The 24,597-nt window shown below is 43.0% G+C and carries 24 protein-coding genes; 6 read left to right on the top strand and 18 right to left on the bottom strand.

The window, feature by feature from the left end; genetic code table 11:
- Positions 1 to 33: 33 nt before the first annotated feature.
- On the bottom strand, positions 34 to 1,512 hold the full coding sequence (locus IQ457_RS09100; protein WP_191690535.1) for an MFS transporter: 1,479 nt from the start codon (positions 1,510 to 1,512) through the stop codon (positions 34 to 36).
- A 321-nt stretch (positions 1,513 to 1,833) separates the two neighbouring features.
- On the opposite strand from IQ457_RS09100, the gene IQ457_RS09095 reads away from it, so the two are divergent.
- The 3 genes from IQ457_RS09095 (at position 1,834) to IQ457_RS09085 (ending at position 6,112) form a co-directional block, all read left to right on the top strand.
- Positions 1,834 to 2,241, top strand: a complete 408-nt coding sequence (locus IQ457_RS09095) for a DUF1971 domain-containing protein (protein WP_144297173.1) — start codon at positions 1,834 to 1,836, stop codon at positions 2,239 to 2,241.
- Positions 2,242 to 2,350: 109 nt separating this feature from the next.
- Positions 2,351 to 3,274 (top strand): HpcH/HpaI aldolase/citrate lyase family protein, encoded by a 924-nt coding sequence (locus tag IQ457_RS09090; protein WP_207161728.1) that lies wholly within the window; start codon positions 2,351 to 2,353, stop codon positions 3,272 to 3,274.
- 531 nt (positions 3,275 to 3,805) lie between these two features.
- Positions 3,806 to 6,112 carry a nitric-oxide reductase large subunit gene (locus IQ457_RS09085; protein ID WP_200662908.1) on the top strand — a complete coding sequence of 769 codons (2,307 nt, stop codon included), beginning with the start codon at positions 3,806 to 3,808 and terminating at the stop codon, positions 6,110 to 6,112.
- Between the two features lie 65 nt (positions 6,113 to 6,177).
- On the opposite strand, the gene IQ457_RS09080 is transcribed toward IQ457_RS09085, so the two are convergent.
- A complete protein-coding gene (locus IQ457_RS09080) occupies positions 6,178 to 7,644 on the bottom strand; it encodes an ATP-binding protein (protein WP_200662914.1) in 1,467 nt (488 codons plus the stop codon).
- A 1-nt stretch (position 7,645) separates the two neighbouring features.
- Complete coding sequence (locus tag IQ457_RS09075; RefSeq protein WP_200662907.1) at positions 7,646 to 8,365, bottom strand: heavy metal response regulator transcription factor; 720 nt, start codon at positions 8,363 to 8,365, stop codon at positions 7,646 to 7,648.
- Positions 8,366 to 8,750: 385 nt separating this feature from the next.
- On the opposite strand from IQ457_RS09075, the gene IQ457_RS09070 reads away from it, so the two are divergent.
- Complete coding sequence (locus IQ457_RS09070) at positions 8,751 to 9,218, top strand: DUF305 domain-containing protein (protein ID WP_242465398.1); 468 nt, start codon at positions 8,751 to 8,753, stop codon at positions 9,216 to 9,218.
- Positions 9,219 to 9,430: 212 nt separating this feature from the next.
- On the top strand, positions 9,431 to 10,171 hold the full coding sequence (gene copM, locus IQ457_RS09065) for a CopM family metallochaperone (protein ID WP_200662906.1): 741 nt from the start codon (positions 9,431 to 9,433) through the stop codon (positions 10,169 to 10,171).
- Positions 10,172 to 10,306: 135 nt separating this feature from the next.
- Here copM and IQ457_RS09060 read toward each other — a convergent pair whose 3' ends face one another.
- Positions 10,307 to 10,822, bottom strand: a complete 516-nt coding sequence (locus IQ457_RS09060; RefSeq protein WP_200662905.1) for a hypothetical protein — start codon at positions 10,820 to 10,822, stop codon at positions 10,307 to 10,309.
- A 389-nt stretch (positions 10,823 to 11,211) separates the two neighbouring features.
- Between IQ457_RS09060 and recJ the strand changes: the two genes are divergently transcribed.
- On the top strand, positions 11,212 to 13,047 hold the full coding sequence (gene recJ / locus IQ457_RS09055) for a single-stranded-DNA-specific exonuclease RecJ (RefSeq protein ID WP_200662904.1): 1,836 nt from the start codon (positions 11,212 to 11,214) through the stop codon (positions 13,045 to 13,047).
- Positions 13,048 to 13,065: 18 nt separating this feature from the next.
- Here the strand turns inward: recJ and IQ457_RS09050 are convergent, their stop codons facing one another.
- The 14 genes from IQ457_RS09050 to IQ457_RS08990 form a co-directional block, all read right to left on the bottom strand.
- Complete coding sequence (locus IQ457_RS09050; protein WP_144297167.1) at positions 13,066 to 13,728, bottom strand: trimeric intracellular cation channel family protein; 663 nt, start codon at positions 13,726 to 13,728, stop codon at positions 13,066 to 13,068.
- 90 nt (positions 13,729 to 13,818) lie between these two features.
- Complete coding sequence (locus IQ457_RS09045; protein WP_144297166.1) at positions 13,819 to 14,454, bottom strand: trimeric intracellular cation channel family protein; 636 nt, start codon at positions 14,452 to 14,454, stop codon at positions 13,819 to 13,821.
- Between the two features lie 14 nt (positions 14,455 to 14,468).
- Positions 14,469 to 15,647, bottom strand: coding sequence for a multidrug resistance efflux transporter family protein (locus tag IQ457_RS09040; RefSeq protein WP_200662903.1), 1,179 nt, complete (start codon positions 15,645 to 15,647; stop codon positions 14,469 to 14,471).
- A gap of 224 nt (positions 15,648 to 15,871) precedes the next feature.
- On the bottom strand, positions 15,872 to 16,612 hold the full coding sequence (queE, locus tag IQ457_RS09035) for a 7-carboxy-7-deazaguanine synthase QueE (RefSeq protein WP_200662902.1): 741 nt from the start codon (positions 16,610 to 16,612) through the stop codon (positions 15,872 to 15,874).
- Positions 16,613 to 16,851: 239 nt separating this feature from the next.
- Positions 16,852 to 17,673 carry a 2,3,4,5-tetrahydropyridine-2,6-dicarboxylate N-succinyltransferase gene (dapD, locus tag IQ457_RS09030; protein ID WP_200662901.1) on the bottom strand — a complete coding sequence of 274 codons (822 nt, stop codon included), beginning with the start codon at positions 17,671 to 17,673 and terminating at the stop codon, positions 16,852 to 16,854.
- A gap of 74 nt (positions 17,674 to 17,747) precedes the next feature.
- On the bottom strand, positions 17,748 to 18,686 hold the full coding sequence (locus IQ457_RS09025; RefSeq protein ID WP_144297162.1) for an alpha/beta hydrolase: 939 nt from the start codon (positions 18,684 to 18,686) through the stop codon (positions 17,748 to 17,750).
- A 111-nt stretch (positions 18,687 to 18,797) separates the two neighbouring features.
- A complete protein-coding gene (locus IQ457_RS13660; protein ID WP_342343312.1) occupies positions 18,798 to 19,196 on the bottom strand; it encodes an amidohydrolase family protein in 399 nt (132 codons plus the stop codon).
- Entirely contained in the window at positions 19,184 to 19,663 is a 480-nt protein-coding gene (locus IQ457_RS13655; protein ID WP_274600270.1) for an amidohydrolase family protein, read from the bottom strand. The genes IQ457_RS13660 and IQ457_RS13655 overlap by 13 nt, the downstream gene beginning before the upstream one ends.
- A 14-nt stretch (positions 19,664 to 19,677) precedes the next feature.
- Positions 19,678 to 20,556, bottom strand: coding sequence for an IS3 family transposase (locus IQ457_RS09015; protein ID WP_227679700.1), 879 nt, complete (start codon positions 20,554 to 20,556; stop codon positions 19,678 to 19,680).
- Between the two features lie 155 nt (positions 20,557 to 20,711).
- The gene (locus tag IQ457_RS09010; protein ID WP_200662900.1) at positions 20,712 to 20,867 is read right to left on the bottom strand and encodes a transposase; all 156 of its coding nucleotides are present in this window, start codon (positions 20,865 to 20,867) and stop codon (positions 20,712 to 20,714) included.
- A 101-nt stretch (positions 20,868 to 20,968) separates the two neighbouring features.
- Complete coding sequence (locus IQ457_RS09005) at positions 20,969 to 21,409, bottom strand: hypothetical protein (RefSeq protein ID WP_200662899.1); 441 nt, start codon at positions 21,407 to 21,409, stop codon at positions 20,969 to 20,971.
- Positions 21,410 to 21,497: 88 nt separating this feature from the next.
- Entirely contained in the window at positions 21,498 to 22,466 is a 969-nt protein-coding gene (locus IQ457_RS09000) for a hypothetical protein (protein ID WP_200662898.1), read from the bottom strand.
- Positions 22,466 to 23,368 (bottom strand): DUF2345 domain-containing protein, encoded by a 903-nt coding sequence (locus tag IQ457_RS08995; protein ID WP_200662897.1) that lies wholly within the window; start codon positions 23,366 to 23,368, stop codon positions 22,466 to 22,468. The genes IQ457_RS09000 and IQ457_RS08995 overlap by 1 nt, the downstream gene beginning before the upstream one ends.
- Positions 23,369 to 23,394: 26 nt before the next feature.
- Positions 23,395 to 24,585 (bottom strand): hypothetical protein, encoded by a 1,191-nt coding sequence (locus tag IQ457_RS08990; protein ID WP_200662896.1) that lies wholly within the window; start codon positions 24,583 to 24,585, stop codon positions 23,395 to 23,397.
- Positions 24,586 to 24,597: the final 12 nt, after the last annotated feature.

Below are 24,597 nucleotides of genomic sequence, written 5' to 3'. Positions count from 1 at the left end.
TTTTTTTGAGCGCTTATCCCGAATTGGGGTTAATTAGCCTTGTTCTGCGGCAATCTGACGATCGACAGAGGACATTTTATATTCATCACCAAAGGCGTCTTCGGGCTCTGCCAACCAGAAATAACACACAATCCATGCGACAAATGCGCCAACTGCAATGATATAAAAGAACTGATTGGGCTCTACAAAGGTATAAATGAATAAGTAAAATACCGCGCCCACGTTCCCATAAGCGCCTGCCATACCTGATATCTGACCGGTCAGACGACGTTTAATCGAGGGAATGATACCAAAGGTCGCGCCTTCGGCTCCTTGTACAAATACCGAGCACAAAATGGTAAACACCACGGCGATAAATAACGGCCACTCGGCATTAAGCACGCCCATCAGCACAAAACCAATGCCGATACCAAACATATAAACCAACATCACCAAACGGCGATTACCGATTTTGTCAGAGATATAGCCGCCAAGTGGCCGCGCCCATAAGTTAACAAAGGCAAAGGTAGAGGCAATCAAACCAGCCGCCGTTGGATCAAGTTTCCAAGTTGCGGCAAAGAACATCGGCAGCATAGAAACCACCGCCAGTTCTGCACCAAAGTTAGCAAAATAGCTGACGTTTAGCGCCGCTACCGATTTAAAGGGGTATTTATCATCTTCTGGAATACCGGCTTTAATCACAGGTACGTTAACGCTAATGGCTTTATAGATTTGGTAAATGACCATCACTATAATGACGCTATAACAAATAATACCGCCAGTGGCACTTAAAAACCCCATCGCTTGGGTACGATACACCAGCAGCGATAAGACGCCGTATAAAGGAATGATAAATAAGCAATATAACCACAAATCCTTCCACGTCGATACTTCTAACGCGCCCGCTTTGCGAGATTTTTTATGCGTACCAACTTCTGGCCCATCGGTAATCAAAAACCAATAGGCCACGCCGTATAAGGCCATTAACAAACCTGATAGCGCAATTGCCCAGCGCCAGCCATCGTCGCCGCCAAAGAACTGCAAAGCAACGGTTGGAATGGTAATCGCCGCCGCCGCTGAACCAAAGTTGCCCCAGCCAGCATAAAAACCTTCGGCAAAACCGATGTCTTTTGGCTTAAACCATAAAGTGGTCATATGAATACCGACGACGAAACCGGCTCCGACGATCGACATAAATAAGCGCGAGACGAATAGCTGGGTTGCCGAGTTACCAAACGCAAAAAACCACGTCGGTATCGCCATCACGACCATCAGGATAGAAAACACACGCCGCGGACCAAAACGGTCCAATGCCATGCCGACGATAACCCGCCCAGGAATCGTTAGCGCGACGTTGGCGATTAAAAATAATTTGATGTGGTCAGGGGTCAGATAGCTTTCTGTCTGTAGCATCGATGTTGCCAGCGGTGCCATATTAAACCAGACATAAAAGGTGAGGAAAAAAGCAATCCACGTATAGTGCAGCGCCCTGATATCACGGCGCTCAAGCTCAAGTAATTCTTTGGCATGCATAATAATGTCCCCATTATAAATTCTGATGCTGGTAATGGATACAAAATAGCAATAATGGGGCAGCATCACCATTGAGCGAAAGCAGTATAGGGCGTAGTTTGTATACTACTTATGGACAGGGCGACCGTTAATGGGGCGGCGATCGCATTTAAGGTGTTACATTTTTATAGATAGTCAAAACATACAAAGCTAGTAAAAGCTTTTAAAAGGTGCTATTTTATATTAATGATAATTATTCTCAATTGCGCACTTAACTGCATATTGGTTTTAAGGCAGATTGAGATAAAAATCTATACTCAGCAAACCAGCTAAGGAGTTATCATGAGTTCTGATACCCAAACCAATCCTAATCCCGTCATTCCAAGCCATTGGAAAATCAAACGTTCGACACACTTCTTCACCAAAGATAAAGTACCCAATGCTTTATTGACCCATCACAATACGGCTGAGGGCGTTTACGGCCAAATCTGCGTCATGCAAGGTACGGTGACTTTTTATGGTTTCGCTGACGAAGCGGCCACTGAGCCAGAAAAAACAGTCGTTATCAACGCCGGACAGTTTGCGGTCAGTCCACCGCAATATTGGCACCGCGTAGAGTTAAGCGATGATGCTCAGTTTAATATCAACTTTTGGACAGAAGGCGATACTGGCAATAAATCGATGTTTAACAGCTCGAAAATCCATAGTAAACCTATCGAAAAGTTATTTGATAAACCAGAGGAATCTTAATATCCAGCGTTATAACCAACTAGCGTTATTAGGCTATGACAAGCGCTTTTGTCGTGGCACAATAACGTTAAGTGTTTATATGATGAATATCTACCTCTAGGAATCGAGCATGTTACCTTCTAGCAATCCATCTGCCCATAAAAATACGAGTATCGATACCAATATCGAATCGCCAATTTACCGAGCTGTTATCAAATCACTTGCTGATACTAAGACGTGGTTGTTTGTGCCAGCAACGCGCATAGATCGGGTAGAAAAAGCCTTTGCTAGCGGGGCAGATGCAGTGATTGTTGATTTAGAAGATGCGGTTGCGCAAGCAGACAAAGCCCAAGCTCGCGCAGCATTAAAAGCCTACTATGCTGCTGAGCATGAGGCGCAAAGCTATCGCCCGTTTTGGCTACGTATCAATCAAGCGAGTAGTGCTGAATTTGCCAAAGACTTAGCGCTATGTCAGCAGCTGCCTAAGCTGGCAGGCGTACTATTAGCAAAAGCGGAGCAGGCAGCAGATATAGAGAAAGTTAACCAAGAAACGGGTCTGCCGGTGATTGCAGTGATAGAAAATGCTATTGGTTTATATCGTGCCGATGAGATAGCAGAAGCGCACGGTATGGTAGCATTTAGCTACGGCTTTTTAGACCTATGCAATGATTTACAGGTACAGGTGGGCACAGCATCAGCCGATATCATCGCCAATCAAATTCGTTATCAGCTTATTTTAACCTCAAAAGTCCATCAACTGCTCGCACCGATTGATAGCGTGTATGCGGACTTTGATGACAGCGCGGGACTGCACAAGCGTGTGCAGCTATGGTCACAGATGGGTATGTCGGGCATGCTTTGTATCCATCCTAAGCAAGTCGATATTGTTAAAGAAGCCCTGCAACCAACTGAGAGTGAGATTGAATTTGCGCAGCGAGTAGTCGCAGAATACGAACGCAGTGGGCAAGCCATCTTTAAAGTGGACGGTAATATGGTCGATGCGCCGGTGATTGAGCGCAGTCATCAGCTACTATTAAATCGTCTGAGTAATTAATAAGTATTCCTAATAAAAGACCAGATAACTTCATTTATCTGGTTTTTTTATGTTTTTGCATTAGGTATAAGTAACTTGCTACTCGAGTTTCTCTCTCTAAATTTGGTTATAAATGAAGGACTTCACTCGTGATTTGATAAAAGTGAACCGAGGAGTTTATAAGAAACATAAGAATAAGCAAAAATAACTCTTAACATTCATATTAAATGAATGTTAAAATGTTTCCAATTTGATGCTAGATGTAAATATACATCAAATAGGTTTAGCGCATGAAGCGATAAAATCTATTCATTAACTCTAATGTCATCAAAGATTTAAGCCTTTAATCCCAGCTTTTATTGTGCTTTATTCTTAATCCCAAGACTAAAGTATCACTCAGGCAGCAGGCTTAATATTCACCAGATGATTGATAGATTTATCGTAACAGGCAGCGGTATTAATCATTTATGGAATTATAATTGCGCTTATAAAAATTCATTTAAAATGAATGTTAAGCGTTCAGTTTATCTATCTAGCCAGTAGGAGCAAGATATGGGCGAATATAAAAAGTATTGGTGGGGCTTAATCGCCGTCCTCGTCATTACCTTTACCTTTTTAGGTTGGGGCGGCGTGGAAGTCTATCGCACCGCACCTCCTATCCCTGATCAGTATATTGATAGCAGCGGAAAGGCATTAATCACAGAAGAAGATATTTTAGATGGTCAATCTGCTTGGCAGCGCACGGGAGGACAGCAGCTTGGCTCGATACTTGGACATGGTGCCTATCAAGCGCCTGACTGGACCGCAGATTGGTTACACAGAGAGCTTGTGGCGTGGTTAGATATCCGGGCGCAAGAGTTATATGGACATAATTTTGCCGCGGCAACGAATGATCAAAAAGCGGTACTTAGCGCGCAACTGAAAAAAGAATATCGTGGCAGCAATACCAATGCTAACAATCAAGTGGTACTGTCAGATACGCGTATCGCCGCTATTAATGAAGTCGCGCCTTACTATATCGGTCTCTACGGTAATGAGCCTTCATTGCAAAAGTCGCGTGAAAATTTTGCCATGAAAAACAATACTTTGGCAGATATTGAAGACAGACAAAAACTCACCAACTTTTTCTTTTGGACCACTTGGGTTGCGTCTACCAACCGTCCGGGTACTGCTGCGACATATACCAATAACTGGCCGCATGAGCCTTTAATTGATAACGTCCCAACCTCTGAAAATATCATGTGGTCTATCGCCAGTGTGGTGTTCTTAATCGCTGGGGTTGGTTTTCTTATTTGGGGCTGGTCGTTCTTACGTAAAGAAGAAGACGTCAAAGAAGCAACGGCAAGTTCTGATCCATTAACCAAAGTGGCGTTAACACCGTCACAAAAAGCCTTGGCAAAATACGGTGTACTAGTCGTTGCTCTATTCGTATTCCAAGTATTTATCGGCGGTTTCGTCGCGCACTATACCGTTGAAGGGCAAGAGTTTTATGGTATCGCTGTATCCGATTACTTCCCGTACTCCTTAGTACGTACGTGGCATATTCAGGCAGCACTATTTTGGATTGCCACCGCTTTCTTGATGGCAGGCTTGTACTTAACGCCACTTATCAATGGCGGTAAAGATCCTAAATACCAAAAATTGGGCGTAGACATCCTTTGGGTGGCATTAATACTCGTGGTTGTAGGCTCTTTTGTTAGTCAGTACTTTGCGATTGCCGGTATTATGCCTGCAAAATACAACTTCTGGTTTGGTCATCAAGGCTATGAATTCATTGACCTTGGTCGCTTCTGGCAGATTTTAAAATGGGTTGGTATCTTATTCTGGTTAGTATTGATGACCCGTGGCTGTTTACCAGCGCTTAGAAGAAAAGAGGGCGGTGATAAAAATTTATTAGCGATCTTCTTTGCATCGGTCGTTTGCGTCGGCTTATTCTACGGTGCAGGCTTGTTCTACGGCGAGCGTACCCACTTAACCATCATGGAATACTGGCGCTGGTGGGTGGTACATTTATGGGTAGAAGGCTTCTTTGAAGTATTCGCCACCGTCTCACTCGCATTCATTTTCTACAACTTAGGCTTGGTCAACAAAAAAATCGCCACCGGTTCTGCCATCGCTTCAGCAGCCCTATTTATGCTTGGCGGTGTCCCAGGTACGTTCCACCATTTATATTTCTCTGGTACAACCACACCAGTCATGGCAATCGGCGCGTCATTTAGTGCTTTAGAAGTGGTACCTTTAGTAGTGCTAGGCTATGAAGGTTATGAGCATTGGTCTATGCAGCGTCAAGCGCCATGGATGAATAAGCTTAAATGGCCTATCATGTGTTTCGTTGCGGTCGCGTTCTGGAATATGTTAGGTGCAGGGGTGTTCGGCTTTATGATTAACCCACCAGTCTCATTGTTCTATTTACAAGGGTTAAATACTACCGCCACTCACTCCCATGCTGCACTGTTTGGGGTCTATGGATTCTTAGCAATCGGCTTTGTATTACTGGTCATGCGCTATATCCGTCCTGATTATGTGTTTAGTGAAAATCTTATCAAAACAGGATTTTGGGCGCTAAATGCAGGCTTGGTATTGATGATTGTCACTAGCTTATTACCGATTGGTATTTTCCAAGCGCACGCGTCAATGACCGAAGGTCTATGGTACGCACGTAGTGAAGGCTTCTTACAACAAGATTTCTTAGTAACACTGCGCTGGATTCGTACCTTTGCTGACGTGATCTTTATTACTGGTGCGGTTTGTGTGGCATTGCAGGTCGTCAAGTTTGCTTTTGCCAAACCCTCACATGCAAGCTATCAACCTGATAGCCCTGTCAATGCGGATAACTTACCAACCAACACCGTACATTAAAAGGTAAAAATAGTAAAATCAATTAAAAGCAAAAGAAGCTCTGCAATGGCAGGGCTTTTTTGTGGCTAAGCAAGAAGGAGTTTGATACTGACCTCAAAGTAATAGCCGTCTTTTACCGTAATAGCTATTTTACCATTGTGGGCATTGACAATCGCATGCACAATTGACAAACCTAAGCCCGACCCTGCATGCATTGATAGAGTTTTATGATGGCGATAAAAACGCTCTGATAATTTATCCACCTCTGCTTGCGTCATCGGGGCGGTTAGACGGTTAGTAAAGGAGATTTGCAGGTATGAGGCTAGCATGCCTGATGAAGATAAAACCTGCCTATTTTCTGCAACCTTATCCGTAACAATTTTGCCATTAATATGAATAATACTATCACTGGCGGCATAATAAACGGCATTGGCAATTAAGTTAGCAAACAACCTTTGCAATAGGCTTGCATCGCCAAGTATGGTTTTAAAGTCACCTGTTTTTTTAAAGGTGATAGCGCGGTCTTCGGCTATCCATTCATAATACTCCATCATCTTAGTCAGCAGTAAATCGCTATCTACGCGGTTAAACTGCGAATGAATCAAGCCTTTTTGCGTTTTTGCCAGTAGCAGCATGTTGTTAATGAGGCTCGATAGTTGCGCTAAGGTGTCATGCTGATGATGCAGCTGCTCGATATACTCATTGCTGGCTCGCGGTTTGCTGAGCATGACTTGGGTTTGGGTGCTGAGGGTGGCAAGCGGCGTGCGCAGCTCGTGGGCGATATCGTCTGAGAAGCGCGACAACGTTTCAAAGTTATGCGCGAGCTTAACCATCATTGCATTATAGGATTCTGCAAGCGCTCGCAATTCACTGGGCATATCCGCTATCACAATTCTATCGTCGAGCTGGTCGGCATTGATACGGCTCATTTTTTGCCGAATGGTCGCAAGCGGTGCAAAGCCTAAATGCACACTAAAAGCGGCGATAGAGACTAAAAGAAAGGTAATGGCGATTAAGATAACAATCAGCTGACGGTTAAATTGCGCCAAATACTGATGATGAACATCGACGGGTAGGGCGATGAGTGCTAAGCGGCTGGCGTGCTGAATGACAATAGCGCGATAATGGCGGTCGTTAATTTTTAGATCGAACGGCTGTTCGTGATGTTTTTGCCACAACGCTTTGACCGCGCCATGATGACTCGACTGATTGATAAAACCAGTTGGCACACTGATAAGCACTTGCCCGTTATTATCGGTAATCACGGTTTTGACTTCATAGTCGATACTAGCGTTCTGTAAAGCGAGCGTCTGCTGAGAAAGTGGCTTTTTCTTAGTGTTACTCGTGTCAACTATGCTATTGCTATCCATATACTGGCGTAAATTAAACGCCGCATGGGTTAAAATCTCCGCATCCATTTGCTCAAAATGCTCATTAACCGAGCGCTGTATCCAGACATACAGAAATATCTGAGTGACGATGACGCACAAGCTTAACAGCAGAATAGTGCGCCACAATAAAGATAAGCGACCATCCGTCGCAATCGGCGTCATATTATTCAATAACCGCAGTGATAACAGCGCTGTCATTGGCATCATCATCTATATCTAGCCGATAACCCATGCCGCGCACCGTATGAATCAGTTTGGTATCGAAATCGTCATCGATTTTAATCCGCAAACGCCGTATCGCCACATCAATCACATTGGTGTCGCTATCAAAATTAATATCCCAGACTTGCGAGGCAATCACAGAGCGTGGTAGCACCTCACCTTGGCGCTCAAGAAAAAATTGTAGTAGCGCAAATTCTTTAGCGGTTAGCTTAATAGGCTGCTCACCGCGCGTGACAGTACGTTTGGCAATATCCATTTTTAAATCGGCAATTTGTAGCACTGTATTGGCGTAATCGGTTTGATTGACGCGGCGCAATAGGTTTTTGATTCTGACCAATAACTCAGCAAAGGCAAAAGGTTTGGTCAGATAATCATCGCCGCCGATTTCTATGCCCTTTACGCGGTCGCTTAAATCATCTTTCGCGGTCAAAAACAGCACTGGCGTCAGTTTGCCCGCCGCCCGATAATTGCGCACCAACTCAAAACCACTCACATCAGGCAACATCACATCCATGATGACCACATTAAAATCCTCGGTCATCAAGGCATGATAGCCACCAAGTCCTGTCGTTTGATGCTCAACGATAAAGCCCGCTTCACTCAAACCCTTTTTAATATAATCACCAAGTGACAGCTCATCTTCCACCAATAGTATTTTCATAGCGTACTCATGCCCGTTATTTATAATTTTTATGCGATTGCATCATATACAAGTTGCAAACCTCCAATCATAGAGCAATGCCAGCGCTATGCCTATGCTAGACGGCTAAGATGACAACATTGTCATCTTAGCGTCATCTCATTGTCAGGCTGATACTGCTATCATTTTTGGATAAAAATCAACAAGGTTATTTTGCGCTTTATAAAGCCATGCGTGCAAACAAAGACAGTACAAACCAAGTATACGCGGATGTTGAGTCTGTTAAGCAGCAGTTATAAGCTCATAAAATGCAATAAAAACCTTTTAGTAATTGGCTAGCCTTTAAATAGCCTAAGTAATATAAATTAATAAAAATAATATAAACAACGTAGCGGGAGACTACCTTATGCAGCACTCTAAAGAAGAAAAAATGAACCCGTATGTCAGATTTTCATTGATGATTTTAACGTCGACCATCGTCATGTATATCATGATGTACTTTAATACTTACAAGTGGGATCACGTTTATTTTAGCGAAACCAGAGCTTATATGGCGCTGTATATGGGCGCCGCTATGTCGGTCATCATGTTGGCGTTTATGAGCCATATGTACAAAAAAACCAAAGTCAATCTTATGATTTATGGGCTGAGCATCGTGATGTTTGCCGTCGGTCTTTGGGGCGTCAGATCCCAAGCGACCGTTGATCAAGTTGACTGGATGCAGGCGATGATACCGCACCATTCGATTGCTATTTTGACCAGTACCCGCGCCGATATCGACGACCCGAGAGTGCGTAAGCTTGCTGATGATATCATCGAGGCGCAAGAGCGCGAAATTGGCGAAATGCAAGAGCTGATCGAAGAGCTTAAATAAATTAAAGAAATACATTAGCTTAGAGGCTTAAAAACCCTAGAAGTTAAAGATCTTAGTTCTTAAAGCGCTAGGGTAAGTTAAGAATTCACTAAATATTTTAATAAATGCTCGTAGTTAAATGGCTGTATTTAACGCAGTCATTTAGCTATTTTTTTTCGGCAAATTTTTCTTAATTTGCCATTTTTATGCTTTATTTAAATAAAGGATACACCATGAAAATTATTAACCATTCACGCCTAGCATTGCTTAGTGCTAGTATCAGTGCTGCCTTGCTTATCAGTGCTTGTCAGCCTGCAAATGAAAACGCTGCGCCTGCTACAGAAGAAGCAATCGTCACTGACACGGCAACCAACACAGCGACCAGCCCGCACGCCAATCATGATATGGCAGCGATGAGCACAGATACTGAGCACATGTCGGTGACGCACAAAGCGTACAATGACTCGATGGTAAAAATGCACGATGCGATGATGATTGGGATGAATTACAACGATCCCGATGCCGCGTTTGCGCAAGGGATGCTCGGTCATCATGTCGGTGCGGTTGAAATGGCGGAGATTCAGCTAAAATATGGTACGGATAAAGAGATGCGTCAACTGGCGCAAGAAATCATCGACGCCCAGCAATCTGAGATTGAGCAAATGCAAAACTGGCTGGCCAGTCATCCTGACGCAGCTGAAGCCACGCCTGATACCAAAGCCATGCAGCAAGCCTACGCTGATGGGATGGACGCTATGCACGATGAGATGATGGCGGGTATCGCGGACCCTAAACCTGATATGGCCTTTGCGCGTGGTATGTTACCGCATCATAAGGGTGCCGTTGATATGGCGGAAGTAGAACTAAAATATGGCAAAGATGCCGAAATGCGTGAGCTGGCGCAAGCGGTTATCGACGCGCAGCAGGCTGAAATTGAGCAAATGCAAAATTGGATCGCCAAAAATGGCGGCTAGTATTTTTATATAAAATACTAGGTTTGTTAAGTATGAAAAGTCTGTTCCTTAAATTAAAAAACCCAGCTAAGAATCTTAGCTGGGTTTTTTTTACGAATAATAATTTCTTAAACTTTAAACAATAATGGCATGCTGTTAGACATTTTTACCATGTTGCTTTTGCTGAATGTCTTTTGCCAAGTTATAGCATTCATTGATATGGTCGGTGGCGATTTTTTTAAAAATCATATAGCCCATGGTCGCGGCGACCATTTGTCCGCCTAAAGGAATGAACTTAGTCACTTGCTTAGCAGCGATACGACCACCGAAACCTTGGACGGTCTTTTTCACGATACCACGTGTCGCCATTAAACCTGCAAAATCAACCGTACGGTCTTTTAAGGCTTGCCAATGGATGGCACGTGATTCTAAATCGACGGCAGATTGACGCCCTTCAATCAGTCCAAAACGCTCACTGATTTCAGGTAGCAGAACGGTTAGCATGCTGGCATCGACTGCCACGTCAAAAAATGGAATAGGTACGATTGCAACACCAGCAGAAAGTTTGGCGCGTTTTTTGACCAATTTTTCGCACTCCTTTTTGACTTTATCTAGGTCTAGATTAGGATCGATGGTATTAGGCAGTTTTTCAGCGGTTGGGGTGGTTTTCATAACGCGTCCTTAAAATGTTTAAAAAATAGAAAGTAATTAATATAACAAAAGCAAACATGGCAAAAATGATGAGTATCTTATAATTTTCCAATAAGTCATCTTCTCATAACTCAACTTGAATATTTACCATTTTATGGCTTTATAAGCGCCATACAATCATTGCTTTGTAGCAAAATGCAGAAAATTGCAGGCTCTCTGCACCGTTTTTGTAAATAAAGGGCAGGTTGGCAAGCAAGCGTTCAAACATTCGCCATATATAGCCTTTGTGTTTCCTACATGATATGTCATATAAATTACGCCATAAGGCATAATTGGGCAATCGCCAAACCTAGACGATAGTGCTAAAAATTCCCATTGTGGCTATGTGTCAAAGCCAGTAGAATAGCACCATGCTAAATTTAACCCCCCGTTATACCTGCACTCGCATCGACGAGTTGCCCGCCGCGTTGCAACCACTTGCCGCCCAATCCTTTACCCTTGCTAGGCTTTATGCCGGTCGCGGTATCACTGCGCCTGATGAGTTAGAGACTGGCTTATCTGGTTTATTACCTGCTGAAATGCTGCATGGCGTCACCGAAGCGGTGCGTTTGTTAGATGTGGCCATCGACGAAGGTCAGCGTATCTTAATCGTCGGTGATTTTGATTGCGATGGGGCAACCAGTACCGCATTGATGATGCGCGCGCTAACAAAGATGGGCGCGGTGGTTGATTTTTTAGTCCCTGACCGTTTTAAATATGGCTATGGTCTAACGCCAGAGATTGTTGAATTAGGTATCAAAACTTATAAGCCCGACATGATTGTGACGGTCGATAATGGTATCTCAAGCCATGACGGCGTGGCGCGGGCGCAGGCTGATGGCATCACTGTCATTATTACTGATCATCACTTAATCACCAAAGAAACACCGCCCGCCGAAGCAGTGGTCAATCCCAATCAGCTTGATTGCAACTTTAGTAGTAAAGCCTTGGTTGGCGTCGGCGTGGCGTTTTATGTGCTCGGACGCTTGGCGAAACTGCGCCGCGAAGCAGGCAAGTCTAGCGTGCAAGTCAGCCAATATTTAGATTTGGTCGCACTTGGGACGATTGCCGATGTGGGTGTACTTGATAAAAACAATCGTATTTTAGTGCATCACGGTCTAAACGCCATTCGCCAAGGTCGCTGCTCGCTTGGGATATTGGCACTGCTTGAACAAGCAGGTCGCGACCCAAAACAATTACAGGCGCAAGATTTTGGTTTTGTTTTAGGTCCGCGTATCAATGCTGCGGGGCGCATGGATAATATGCGCATCGGTATCGAATGCTTATTGACCGATGACTGGAGTACCGCCCAGCGTTTGGCTCAAGAGCTTGAGCAGCTTAATCGTACGCGCCGTCATGTCGAAGGTGAGATGCGCGCGCAAGCAGATAGCATTGTGCAAGCGTTAGCTACTGCTGACTCTAATGCTAAGAAGGATGCTGACGAGAGCGATGAAACTCTTATCCAGCCTAAAACTGAAAAGTCGGCTATTGATAATCAAAACCGCAGCATCATTTTATATCAAGACGATTGGCATCAAGGGGTTATCGGTATCGTCGCTGGTCGTTTAAAAGAAAGTCACTATCTGCCCAGTATCGTTTTTGCGCCAGCGGATACAGAACGCACGGGTGACGACGATGCCATCAAAGGCTCGGCGCGCTCTATCGCAGGCGTGCATATTCGTGATGCGATTGAGCAAGTGGCCGAACGTTACCCTGATTTAATCAGCCACTTTGGTGGTCATGCCATGGCAGCAGGTTTAACTATCAAACGGCGTCATTTTGATGGCTTTGTGACCGCATTTAACGAAGTGATGGCGCAGATGGATGATGAGGTATTTGCCGAGCAGAAATTTACCGATGGACCATTGCAAGCGGCTGACTTTAGCTTATGGTTTGCGGAGCACTTAGCCAATGCCAGCATTTGGGGTCATGGCTTTGCGCCGCCGATATTTGACGGCGTATTTGAGGTGTTAAGCTTTAAGATATTAAAAGACAAACATCTTAAGTTGTCGCTACGTTATCCCGATGTGCAATATCCGATTGAGGCTATCCAATTCAATTTTGATAGTAGTGCTTGGGATTACCGCGCCGAAAAAGTGCATTTATTATTCCAGCTAGACATTAATGAGTGGAATGGCAAACAAAGCTTGCAGTTGATGGTCAAAGATTTGGCGCTGGTAAAAGAGACAGTAGAGGAAAGCAAGTAGTTGCTAGGCTTGAATACTTTAATATTTCCATTCAATGGTTGGAAATTGCCAGTCATAACGAATGGCAAGCATCCGCAAAGTAAAAATCGTCGCCATTGCTGAGATATCGGCAATCCAAGCGCTTACGCCAAGATTGTGCAGGGCAAAATAAAGAATGCCGCCCGTTAAAGACGCACTAATATAAATCTCTTGCTGTAGCACCAACGGAATCTCATTACAAATCATATCACGGATGATACCGCCGACAATAATCGTAATCACCCCGAGTAATAATGCCACTGGCACATTGGCACCCATACTATCAGCAACCTTGATACCGATTAAGGTAAAAGCTGATAGGCCAATAGTGTCGGAGAGCTTGAGGAATTTATCAACGCGCCTAGAGTTGGGATGAAAGAATATTTGCATCACTAACGACGAAACAGTAATAAGCGTCAAATAACTCATATCCACCATCCAAAACAGTGGATGACGATCCAAAATGACATCGCGCACCGTACCGCCGCCGATGGCAGTCACAATCGATACCAATAAGCAGCCAAAGACATCAAAGTTCTTATGCTTGGCCAATATCGTTCCCGAAATACTACAAGCGACAATCCCAATCATATCAAACAGATAAATGAGTGAACGCGGGTCAAAAGTAGTCATCAATTCAGAATCTAAAGCGATGGTGAGCATGCATTTTTCTCATTAAATCCCTTATATTAAAACATCAATATCAAAGCACTGGTATTTTTTGCCCATGAGGTTAAGCGGTAAAACGAAGAGTTAATCGACCAAACGAATAGAGGGCAGGTGCCAATCGAATTTAAGCGCCAGCATACGCACGGCAAAGATGATAAATAACATCATAAATTCATTGGCAACCGCATCAACGCCCCAGTAATCAAGCGCCAAATAGCTCAAGGATCCTGCAATACTAGCGGTGATATAAATCTCACGCTGTAGCAGCAGTGGTATTTCATTACAGATAATATCACGCAATAAACCACCGATAATCGCCGTCCAAACTCCCATCATAACCGCAATAACCGGCGATATATCTTGCGCCAACGCCACTTTAAAACCAATGACACTAAAAGCCGCTAGACCAATCGCGTCAAAGAATTTGAGGGCTTTATCAATCTTATGATACAGATGAAAGAAAATTTGTAGAATAAGCGAGGTAATAGTAATGACAATGACATAGTTGAGGTCAGTCATCCAAAATAGCGGATGACGATCGAGCGCCATATCGCGCAATGTACCACCGCCAATGGCATTGACCATAGAAACCAAAATACAGCCCGCAATATCAAAGCCTTTATGCTGCGCCAGCAAAGTGCCGGCAATGGCACAAGCAATGACGCCTACCATATCTAATAAATACAGCAAAACATCGGGGAAAATAAAGTGATTCATCATGACTTATTTTAGCCTCAACCGTCTTTTGCAAATAAAATCAGTCCTAGAATAATTAGCCCAATACCGACCAATCCCATTGCTGATGGTATGGCATTATCCAACAATAGTATACCACCAATCAAAGCAAAGATTACCTCGCTGGCTTGGGTGGAGTCAACGCCTGCGACTTCGCTTGACGTCACCGCTTGCTCACGCGCATAAAAAAATATGCTTGTCGCCGCTACTCCAGCCAGTAATGCTACTAGCAAGGTATTAAATAACTGGGTGGTTGCAGGTGGTTCAGGCTGGATAAAAGCGCCTAAAACCAGCCAAAATGGAAAGCTACCCAAGGTCATTAGCCAGACTTTATTAAAGGCATTTTGTAATAAGCTCGTCTCGATAACTGGAATGCGGGCGATGAAGTTTTGTAAAGGCGAAGAGGGTATGACTTCGATGCTAGAGGGGGTTTTTAAGGTAGCGTTGTTATCCGAAGTGCTAGACATGACAGCAGACAAATCGAAAGCTTCTGAGACAAGCGGTTGGTTAGCATTCTCGTGATAACTTTGTTCGCGATTGGGTTTATTTGCTTCTTTTGCTTGTTGCGTTTTAGCCTTATCTTTATGGGGATGGTGTTTGCGCGAGTTATGGGAAACTTGCCAGACCAGTTGATTGCCGATTGGGTAACTAAAAGCCGCAATTAGCGCAGGTAGGGCACCGTAAAGTAGCATTTCTGCCATCGGCGCGCTATCAATGTCGGCAAGGGCAGAGGCGCGTAAACCTTCGCTGACGTTGACCAATACCACCCCGATAAACACCAAAAACGCATAAATAATAAATTTCTTATCAAACCTTTGCCCAAATGCCAATAGTACGAGCAAACTGGTTACGACGGTAAACATAAAGGTAGCAGCAACGACCCAGCCTGCCACGTGGTCGCCTGCATAGCAAATACCAGTATAAAATACCCCAAAGCCAATACTGCCGGTAAGACACCAAAAGCGCCAGTGCTGACGAAAAATGCTCGCAAGCGCTTGAATACGTCCAACGCCATGTTGCAGGATAATAACGGCGCTGATAATCAGCCACATAAAGACATAGCGTAGGCTCGCTGACCAAAACCAATGGCCGCCAGCATTACTCATCAGCTCATTTAAAATAAATGTCGAGCTAAAGAACGCCCCCGCCAATAAGCCCAGTAAAATCAATTTGACCATGTATGCGTCCTTGCAGTCGGCTGGTTAGCTATAGTCAGAGCACTTTTAAACCGCTACGGTGTTACCCGCCCTAGATGTACTCAATTCAATGTACTATCTGCGGTCGGTCGCCTTGTAGCGATTCTAAAATCCCTTGACTATATTCAGAGGATGTTTAGTTTGGAATTTGGATTGCTTATTTATCCGATCTATTGATTTGTCCAATTCGCATCAAGATTAGGCGATTATTTACCTTTAGCATCGGCCCAAATAATCTTATGCAGTTGTAATTGGAAGCGGACGGGAATGGCGTCTGCCAGCATCCATTCAGCCAGCTCGCGTGCCAATACTGGCACATCGGGGCTGCTCAATGCTTCACTAGCAGCGACTTCTTCTGCGACAGTAAACATCGGTGAAAACCAAACCGTACCGACCAATTTATCAAGTTGATGCTCAAACAGTGTTGCCTTTGCCCACTCATAATCGGCGCGATTCATAATGACAAATTTGATTTGGTCGTGCTGGGTGAGATAGTCGAGGTTTGACCAAAGATTCTTATCGACTTCACCTGAGCTTGGCGTTTTCAGATCCATTACTTTGCTGACCGCAGGCGGTACATTTTTTACCGTCAGCGCCCCTGCGGTTTCAAGTGAAATCTCATAACCGTCATTTAACAAACGTTGCATCAATTCAACGGCGTTTGGCTGCGCTAACGGCTCGCCGCCAGTCAAGCAAATACGCTGACAAGGATAGCTTTTGATGGTCGCGACAATGGCTTCTAGCGATTGCCGCTCACCGCCACTAAAAGCGTACTCGGTATCACAATACACGCAGCGCAACGGGCAGCCAGTCAGGCGCACAAATATCGTCGGCAAGCCTGAGGTCAGCGCTTCACCTTGCAGCGAATAAAAAATCTCGGTCAAACGTAGCCCTGCTTCGGGATCAGTGACAGGAATTGCCGAGGTGCGTAAAGATAACTCACTCATAATATGTCAAATACAGATAAAGATTGATAATGCGGCGCGCATTGACCAAATAAAAAAGGGTTTAGTAGTTTGTTTAGCGCTAATATTTCTAGCGCCCAAACGAGGCAAGGATTATAACGTAATGTCTTGTATTAAGTTAAACTTAAACTGATATTGAACATTAAAAAAGATGCTGAAATTGGGTTTCAACATCTTTTTGATTGCCTGATATCTATGGAAGCTCTAGGAAAATTACATCACTAGGCCAAACGTAATAACTCATTGACCGAGGTTTTGGCTCGGGTTTGCGCATCGACTTTCTTCACGATGATAGCAGCGTACAAACTGTGCGTACCGTCTTCTGATGGCAAGCTACCGGGTACAACGACTGAGCCTGCTGGTACACGGCCGCGATGAATCTCGCCCGTTTCACGGTCATAAATGCGCGTTGATTGCCCGATAAACACGCCCATAGAAATTACTGAGCCTTCTTCTACTATCACGCCTTCAACGATTTCAGAGCGCGCGCCGATAAAGCAATTGTCTTCGATAATCGTTGGACTGGCTTGCAGCGGCTCTAAGACACCGCCGATACCGACGCCGCCTGATAGATGCACGTTTTTACCGATTTGGGCGCACGAACCAACCGTCGCCCACGTATCTACCATCGCGCCTTGGTCGACATAAGCGCCAATGTTGACGTACGATGGCATCAATACTGCTCCAGCTGCGATGTATGAGCCTTTACGAGCAACCGCTGGTGGTACCACGCGTACGCCAGCTGCTTTAAACTGCTCTTGAGTCCAGTCAGCAAACTTCGTCGGCACTTTGTCATAAAACTGCACGTGTTCGCCCGCCGCCTGCACATAGTTATCGTTTAAACGAAATGATAATAATACCGCTTTTTTAGCCCATTGATTGACCACCCATTCGCCATCTTTTTTCTCAGCAACACGCAAGCTACCGTTGTCTAATTGTTCAAGCACTTCGTTGATAGCGTCGCGTATGTCTTGTGGCATGGTAGCTGGGCTATAATCGTTACGATTTTCAAAGGCTTGCTCGATGGTTTGTTGCAATGTCATAAATATTCCTAAAGTTGGTGAAGGGTAAAAAAGATAATAAAAGTGGTCGTTTAAATTAATCAAGCATTTTGTTACTAGGCAGCAGTATTGCTATTTATCCAGTCTACAATATCTTGATAAACCTGCTGCTTATTTTGTTCATGAATCGGCTCATGGCGCATGTGCGGGTAGAGCTGTAGCGTGATATTGCTAAAGTTCTGTTTTTCTAAACGGCTGGCAATTTTGCGAATACCTTTGCCCATATCGCCGATCGGATCGTTCTCGCCACTGACCAGTAACATCGGAAAATCTTTGGCAATGGTCATTGCCCAGTTTTTATTAAGACCCGCTTCCATTAAGCTAAACAAGGTTAAAAATCCATTGTTGGTAAAATCAAAACCCGTCAATGGATCGGCTTCATAAGCTTCGATAGCTTGAGGGTCTTCATTAAGCCAAGCAAATTCTGAAGAAGAAATACGATTATCAAGTTTACTATTGAGTACCTTATTCATCACATTGGCGAAAACTGGGTTTGGCTTTTTGGGCGCTACTTTTGCCAGTACTTTATTAATGGGTAATAGCACTTTGGTCAATGGATTGGCATCAGCGGTACCCATTAAAATTGCACCAGTAAAGTTCTGGGCGTGATGTTTGAGAACATTGCGCACGATAAACGAGCCCATTGAATGACCCATAACGAAATGCGGCACATTAGGATGGCGCGCTTTCAAGCTGTCCGCCATGATAATAACGTCTTTTAATAACGATTGCACCGGATGTTCTTCAGCAAAAAAACCCAAATCATTGGCTGATTTGACCGTCTGCCCATGACCCAGCTGATCGTAAGTGGCGACCGCAATACCGTTATCTGCTAAAAACTGCGCAAGCTCTGCATAACGACCGCTGTGCTCGGCCATCCCATGCACAATCAATAGGGTAGCAGTAATCGGTGTGGTATTATCGCTTGGGTCAAAAAAAGTATGGTGTAGATAATGGGTGTTGTCAGAGGAGGTGATTTGCTCGGTGTTACTCATAAACGAATCCTAATATTGATATAAAAGAGACAGAAAAAACTTTATAGTCAAGCTTATATGAATTTGACTATAAAGCATTAAATTTTTTCTTAGTATGCTGTCATTATAGTTTTACTTTATCGGGCGCTGATAGATTATTTTACCTTCTTTAATGGTAGTGACCACATGAATATCTTTAAGTTTATCTGCATTTACCGTTAACGGATTGGCATCTAATATAACCAAATCAGCGAGCTTACCTTTAGTTAAGGTACCCTTACTATTTTCCTCATAATACTCATAAGCGGCATTGGTCGTGATGGCTTTGAGCGCTTGATAAGGGGTTGCGCGTTCATTGGCGCCGATAATCTTGCCTGAGCGCGAGGTGCGATAAACCGCTGACCAAACGGTAAATAACGGGTCGACAGGCGTCACGGTATCGTCAGAATGGTTGGTGTATTTTAACCCCATTTTATCCGCTGTCGCTATCGGACTTAAAAAATCAGCACGTTTTTTACCTAAATTTTGCACATGCACATCACCCCAAAAATAGGCATGATTGGTAAAAAATGACGGTAGCATCTTATATTTTTAAAGGCTTCTAGCTGATCGGGGCGCGCAAACTGAGCATGAATAGGCACCGTACGGCGATCTTTATCAGCGGCTTGCCCCGTCTTTTTAACCGCATATTCGTGGGCTTTAATAATCATATCTGTCGCGCCATCGCCATTATTATGGATAAACAACTGGTTATCGTGCTTATAAGCCTTGGCAAACATCTCATTGAGCGCATCTTGGCTGATACTCGGCAAACCGCGACAGTCTTTTTTGCAGTCTGGCACTGGCGTCAAATAAGGTTGACTGAAATAAGCTGTTTTACCTTGCGGCGAGCCATCGGCTATGATTTTAGTTCCTTGAACTTTAAAACCGTTTTGATAGGTCTTCCAAACAAAGTCTTTGTCCGCTAAGTTTTCATCTAAATCACTGCTGCCTGCCAGTGTGTAGTGGTCAACTAATTTAGGACACCTGATAAGAGGTTTTTGTTAAAATAGCGTCTCTCTGTTTCTAATGGTGTTAAGTAATTGTTGAAAGTATGGGGTCTCACAGTTTGATAATAGCCCCAAATATAGTCAGTGATAGCACTCTTAGCCTCAAAGATATCTTCATAACCACCCTTTGGCATCCATTCCGTTTTAAAGCTTCTAAAGAAGCGTTCAGTTGGCGCGTTGTCCCAGCAATTACCCTTTCTGCTCATGCTTTGAATCATGCCGTCACAACTAGCCACGGATTCAGCAAATGCCTTGCTAGTGTAATGCGTGCCTTGATCCGAGTGAAACAGCACCCTACTGGGTCTAAGTCTCGTCTGATATGCCATCTGTAGTGCTTTAGCAGTCAGCATACTGTCAGGAGAGTCTGATACGGCAAAGCCCACGACACGACGGGCAAACAGATCTAACACCACAGCTAGATAACACCAGCCGCTCTTGATACGGATATAGGTCACATCTCCCGTCCAGACTTGGTTAGGCATGCTTGGACTAAAATTGCGCTTTAGGATATTGTCGTGGGTTTTATGCATCTGATCAGCATGCTTATACTTGTGTGTCTTTTCCTGAGAGCTTTTAAGGTGCATACTCTTCATAAGACTACCTGCTAGGTAACGTGTCAGCCTGATGTTATGCTCATTCCATAAGATAGCGACAATAGTGCGAGCACCAGCCGATTGCTTGGAGTCATTGAATATCTGACGTATTAATGCTTTGAGTTTGACGCGTTCTATATCAATAGGCTTAGTCTTAATACCATAGTAGTAGCTGCTTCTAACGACACCAAACAGGTGGCATAGCTTACGCTTGCTCAGTCGTTTGTCTTGCTCTGCAAGCTTGCTGATCAGCGATAGACGTTCAGGCTGTCCAAGGCTAGCAGAGCCGAAGCCTTTTTTAGAATGTCGCGCTCCATAGTGAGTCGTTTAACTTGTTTACGTAGCTCTTGTAGTTCTCTTTGCTCATCGGTGAGGGCTAAACCTGCAGCTGGTGCAACCCCTTGCTACTCTTTTTTATACTTGCGTACCCAGTTATCTAGGGTTGATGCACCAATTCCTAAAGACTCTGCCACTTCTGCTACTTTGCGCTTATGATCAACGACTAAGCTGATAGCTTCTAATTTGAATTCTCGGGTATATTCTCTGCGGTTGCTAGTCATACTATGTTCCTTCTTTTGGGTTAGTATAACCTCTTAAGCGTGGTCCGATTTAATTATGCCACTACAATAATCTAAGACATAGTGTGAACACTAGGATCTAATTAATCTAAAGAAACTGTATAACCTATAGTTGTACTAGTTTCTTCATCGCTTTTTCTAAAAGGTAAAAACCAAATATTAATAACCTTTCCTTTTTGCCAAAATTTGAAAACCTTTTCCTGCTCTATAGTATAAGAGGATTTATTTTCTGAATCGACTATTGAGATAGTTAGCGAATCGAGACTATCTTCGAATAAATCATCTTTTACAACAAATGAAAGTGTAGATTGATAAGGACCAATATATATGTAACTAGATATTTTATGAGAGTATAATTCTATAGTGGAACCATGTGGCGGTGAAATATTATAGAGATTAAAAGTGACTTGAACGCTGTTATCTTTTTCAAAGCTATTTAAATAGAGACTATATTCTCTTTTTAAATCTGCCTGAATGAGTAAAAAATCTTTCTCGTCGAATTGTTGATAGTTAAATGCATTCATTGACTTCACCATATAAATATATGAAAAAACTAATAAGATTATTAGCGTAAATATAAGGAATGTGAGCTTTGGTTTTTTGTTAATCATATTATTTAGGACTGAATCTAGTCATTATTGAAGGTAATCCTGTAGGAGTGCTGGCAGCAACTGGTATTTTTAATCCACCCCCTTTTCGCCATAATGAATATCCAACTGTTCCTTCTGATACTGCCCCTCTAGGAATCCATCCCCACATATTTTTATAACCTTCACCCAATTCTGGATGTGTTAATGCTTCATAATTTTCTAATATAGAAATGACATCAATACTATTTGTTTTTCTCTTATTTTTGAGGTCTTCAGCTATTTTTTCAGCATCGTCTTTGGGGTTCAAAATATTACTATATAGTGTACGTTTATGAAATGCATAAAAATCGATATTGTGTCTATTTGCGAATAGTTGAGCAAAACTGTTATCAGGATCTGCCTCGCTAATGTCATCAAACGATCCTTGAGTCCTAAGTGTTACACTATCTGCCATTCCTGTTCTACAAGCATACGAACTAGCTTTAGCTGAACTAAGAAAGTTAGTGTTACCAATAGAATTTATATCTGAAGTAGTTAGGTCGATGTTAGGTCTGGCACTATAATTCAAGGTAATCTTTCCATTCAACCCATGGCAAAAAAAAGCTAAGTCTTTAATTTTGTAGTTTTCTCTATTCGCGTTTAATAGCTCTATAATTTTTGATTTGGTTTTCAACGCGACAAAAATTATATTATCAGTAAATTCTATTTCGTTTTTTAGCCCTTCAATAGCTAGTTTTTCTAAACGAGTATAGCCATAATCAACATAGGCAATAGTCACTTTATCACACGCTCTAAATTTTCTTCTATTTTTAATAAAAGGATAGGCAGCTGCGATAAACATATTTTTTAGCCAAAAGTTATTGTATTCGAATTCAGAACCAATAAATATAATATTCTCAGTTTTTGGTACTTTCGTACTTACTACTGCTCTATTAGTATTACTTCTTGGACTAGTTGATGACTGTCCAATTAATTCCCAATTATCAGCCATTAGAATCTTACCTCTATTTTAAGATCTTCAATTGCATAGCTTTCTATTACTTTTGTTCTGCCTTCATCATCTGTAATCCCTGTTTCAATACTTCCATCAGGTTTCGTAATTTTATAGTGACAGTTTGGTATAGGTTCTTGAGTATCTTCATCAACGATCACGAAACCTTCATCATATACAATTCTTAAGTTGTCATCTGTTTCTATCGATTTACTCGGCAACCCCGCCAAACTAAGCCCATCTATCCCACCCCCAGCCTTACTATGCTTCCCAGCTTTCTCCGTAAACTGCTTCGCTGTTATCGTAATATCACCACCATCTAAAATGATGCTCGCACCACCTGCCGTCAGCGTAATCTTATTCGTTGCTACTATCTCAACTTCCTTAGTCGAGGAGGCGATATTGACATCCTGCTTCGCTGTAGCTTCCAGTTTTCCTGTATGCGCTGAGAGAGTAATATTGTCTTTGGCATTGGTCATGCTAAATTTACCATCGGCTATTATATTGAGTGACTCGCTGCTGACTTGGTTATGGCTATTGCCACTACTAACCATCATGTTCGCTTGAGTAGTGGTTATCATTTCACCCATTGACCGGTGAATGAGTAGGTCATCACTGACATAACCGGTATCAGCCGCACTATCAATGAGCGTGAATGGCGTTGTTTGATGGGTTTTGGTGTGCTGTTCTTCTGCAATAGTCTCAAGTTGGGTTTTAATCGCCTTATGGTCATTCACTTGTCTGCCAAGTCCCGTTGCTAACTGCGTTAAACGCTCCGCTAGGTGCTGTCCACCAAGACCAGTTTGGGTGAGGGTCGGGGTGTGGTGCTGGTAGTTATGCTGTCCAGATTGTGTGTGGGTTTGCGGTTGAGTGGAAAGGGCTAAATATAAGAAACCACCCAAAGGTGGTTCAGATCGAAATATTAAAACTAAGCTTTCTCACCATCGAACTGCCAAATAACCTCACCCCAATTATTGTGAGGGTAATCGGGCATGATATCGCCCTGCTTAAAATAGGCTCTACTATCTTTCTTGGCAGGTGTGAACCAGTAACCAGATATAGGGCAGGGCTGATTTGCTGGGCAACGCCCTTTGGCTTGACTAGTGATTTCAGGTTTAGCGGTAGGCTGGTTCTCGTAGTAGGGCGTCATATCTTCGCCAGCCTCTTGACGCTTTATAAACTCTTCGTAAGTTATTTTATAGGGATCGATAGATACAAACTTGCTGGTATCAATACCTGTCTTTTCTAGTATGAGTGGTAGGGTGTAGTCAGGTTGATCTTGTTGGATTTTTAGACTCATTCTTATAGCGGAAGTTTCATTTTCTAATCTCCATAAGGCTAATTCTGGATAGATTTCTGTATAGGCATTCTGCCATCTGCCTCTGTCCTTAGAGTCTAAGTTTGTTTGAATTTTTTCTAATTCGTTATAAACATCTAAACTGATAAGGTAATGACGCTTACTAGTAGATGGGTCTGTTTGTCTATTTATCCTAATGTCCATATAAGTTTCTGTGCCATACTTTAATCGCCATAACTGTAGATCGCTAAGTTGCATCCAATCTTTAAAAGTAAGTGGGTAGCTGTAGTCAAGATATAATTCAGAGCCTTCTTCTGTTATTGCATAGGTAAAACTGTCTTTGGCAGTCAATCTAGGAGCACTGTTTGAATGGGCGTAAGTCCAACCTTTTTCTTGCAGTTCTTTAAATAAAGACATCATTTCTTTGTAAGCGCGTTCGTCTGTTATGCCACTTACTTTGTGATCAAACAAAAACCCAAGACTGATCTTAGATAGTCTATAGTTTTGCTGTTTATTATCGTCATAAGCTAAAATTGACATGACACCGTCAATACTTATTTCACCATTTGGGTATTTGATAGTAACGGTAGGCTCTTTATATCTTGGAAAATTATATCCTTGAAAAGTAACTCCCATAGGTTGAACATCACCTTCTTGAAACGCTTTATATTCAGGGTTTGCATCGTATAGTTCTTTTGCCGTCATGTTCAAGGCGATTTCTAACGGTTTATCAGGCATAGTAACCTCTGGTTTGGCTTGACAGGAAGTAGTTAGCAAGCTAATAAAAATATAAAGTATAAAATAACCCAGTTGTTTAAACATAATGATCTACTT

The organism is Psychrobacter sp. M9-54-1 (genome assembly GCF_016613355.1).
In the GTDB taxonomy this organism is placed as follows: domain Bacteria; phylum Pseudomonadota; class Gammaproteobacteria; order Pseudomonadales; family Moraxellaceae; genus Psychrobacter; species Psychrobacter faecalis.
Note: the sequence above shows the minus strand (reverse complement) of the source record. Positions and strands in the feature narration are given on the sequence as shown.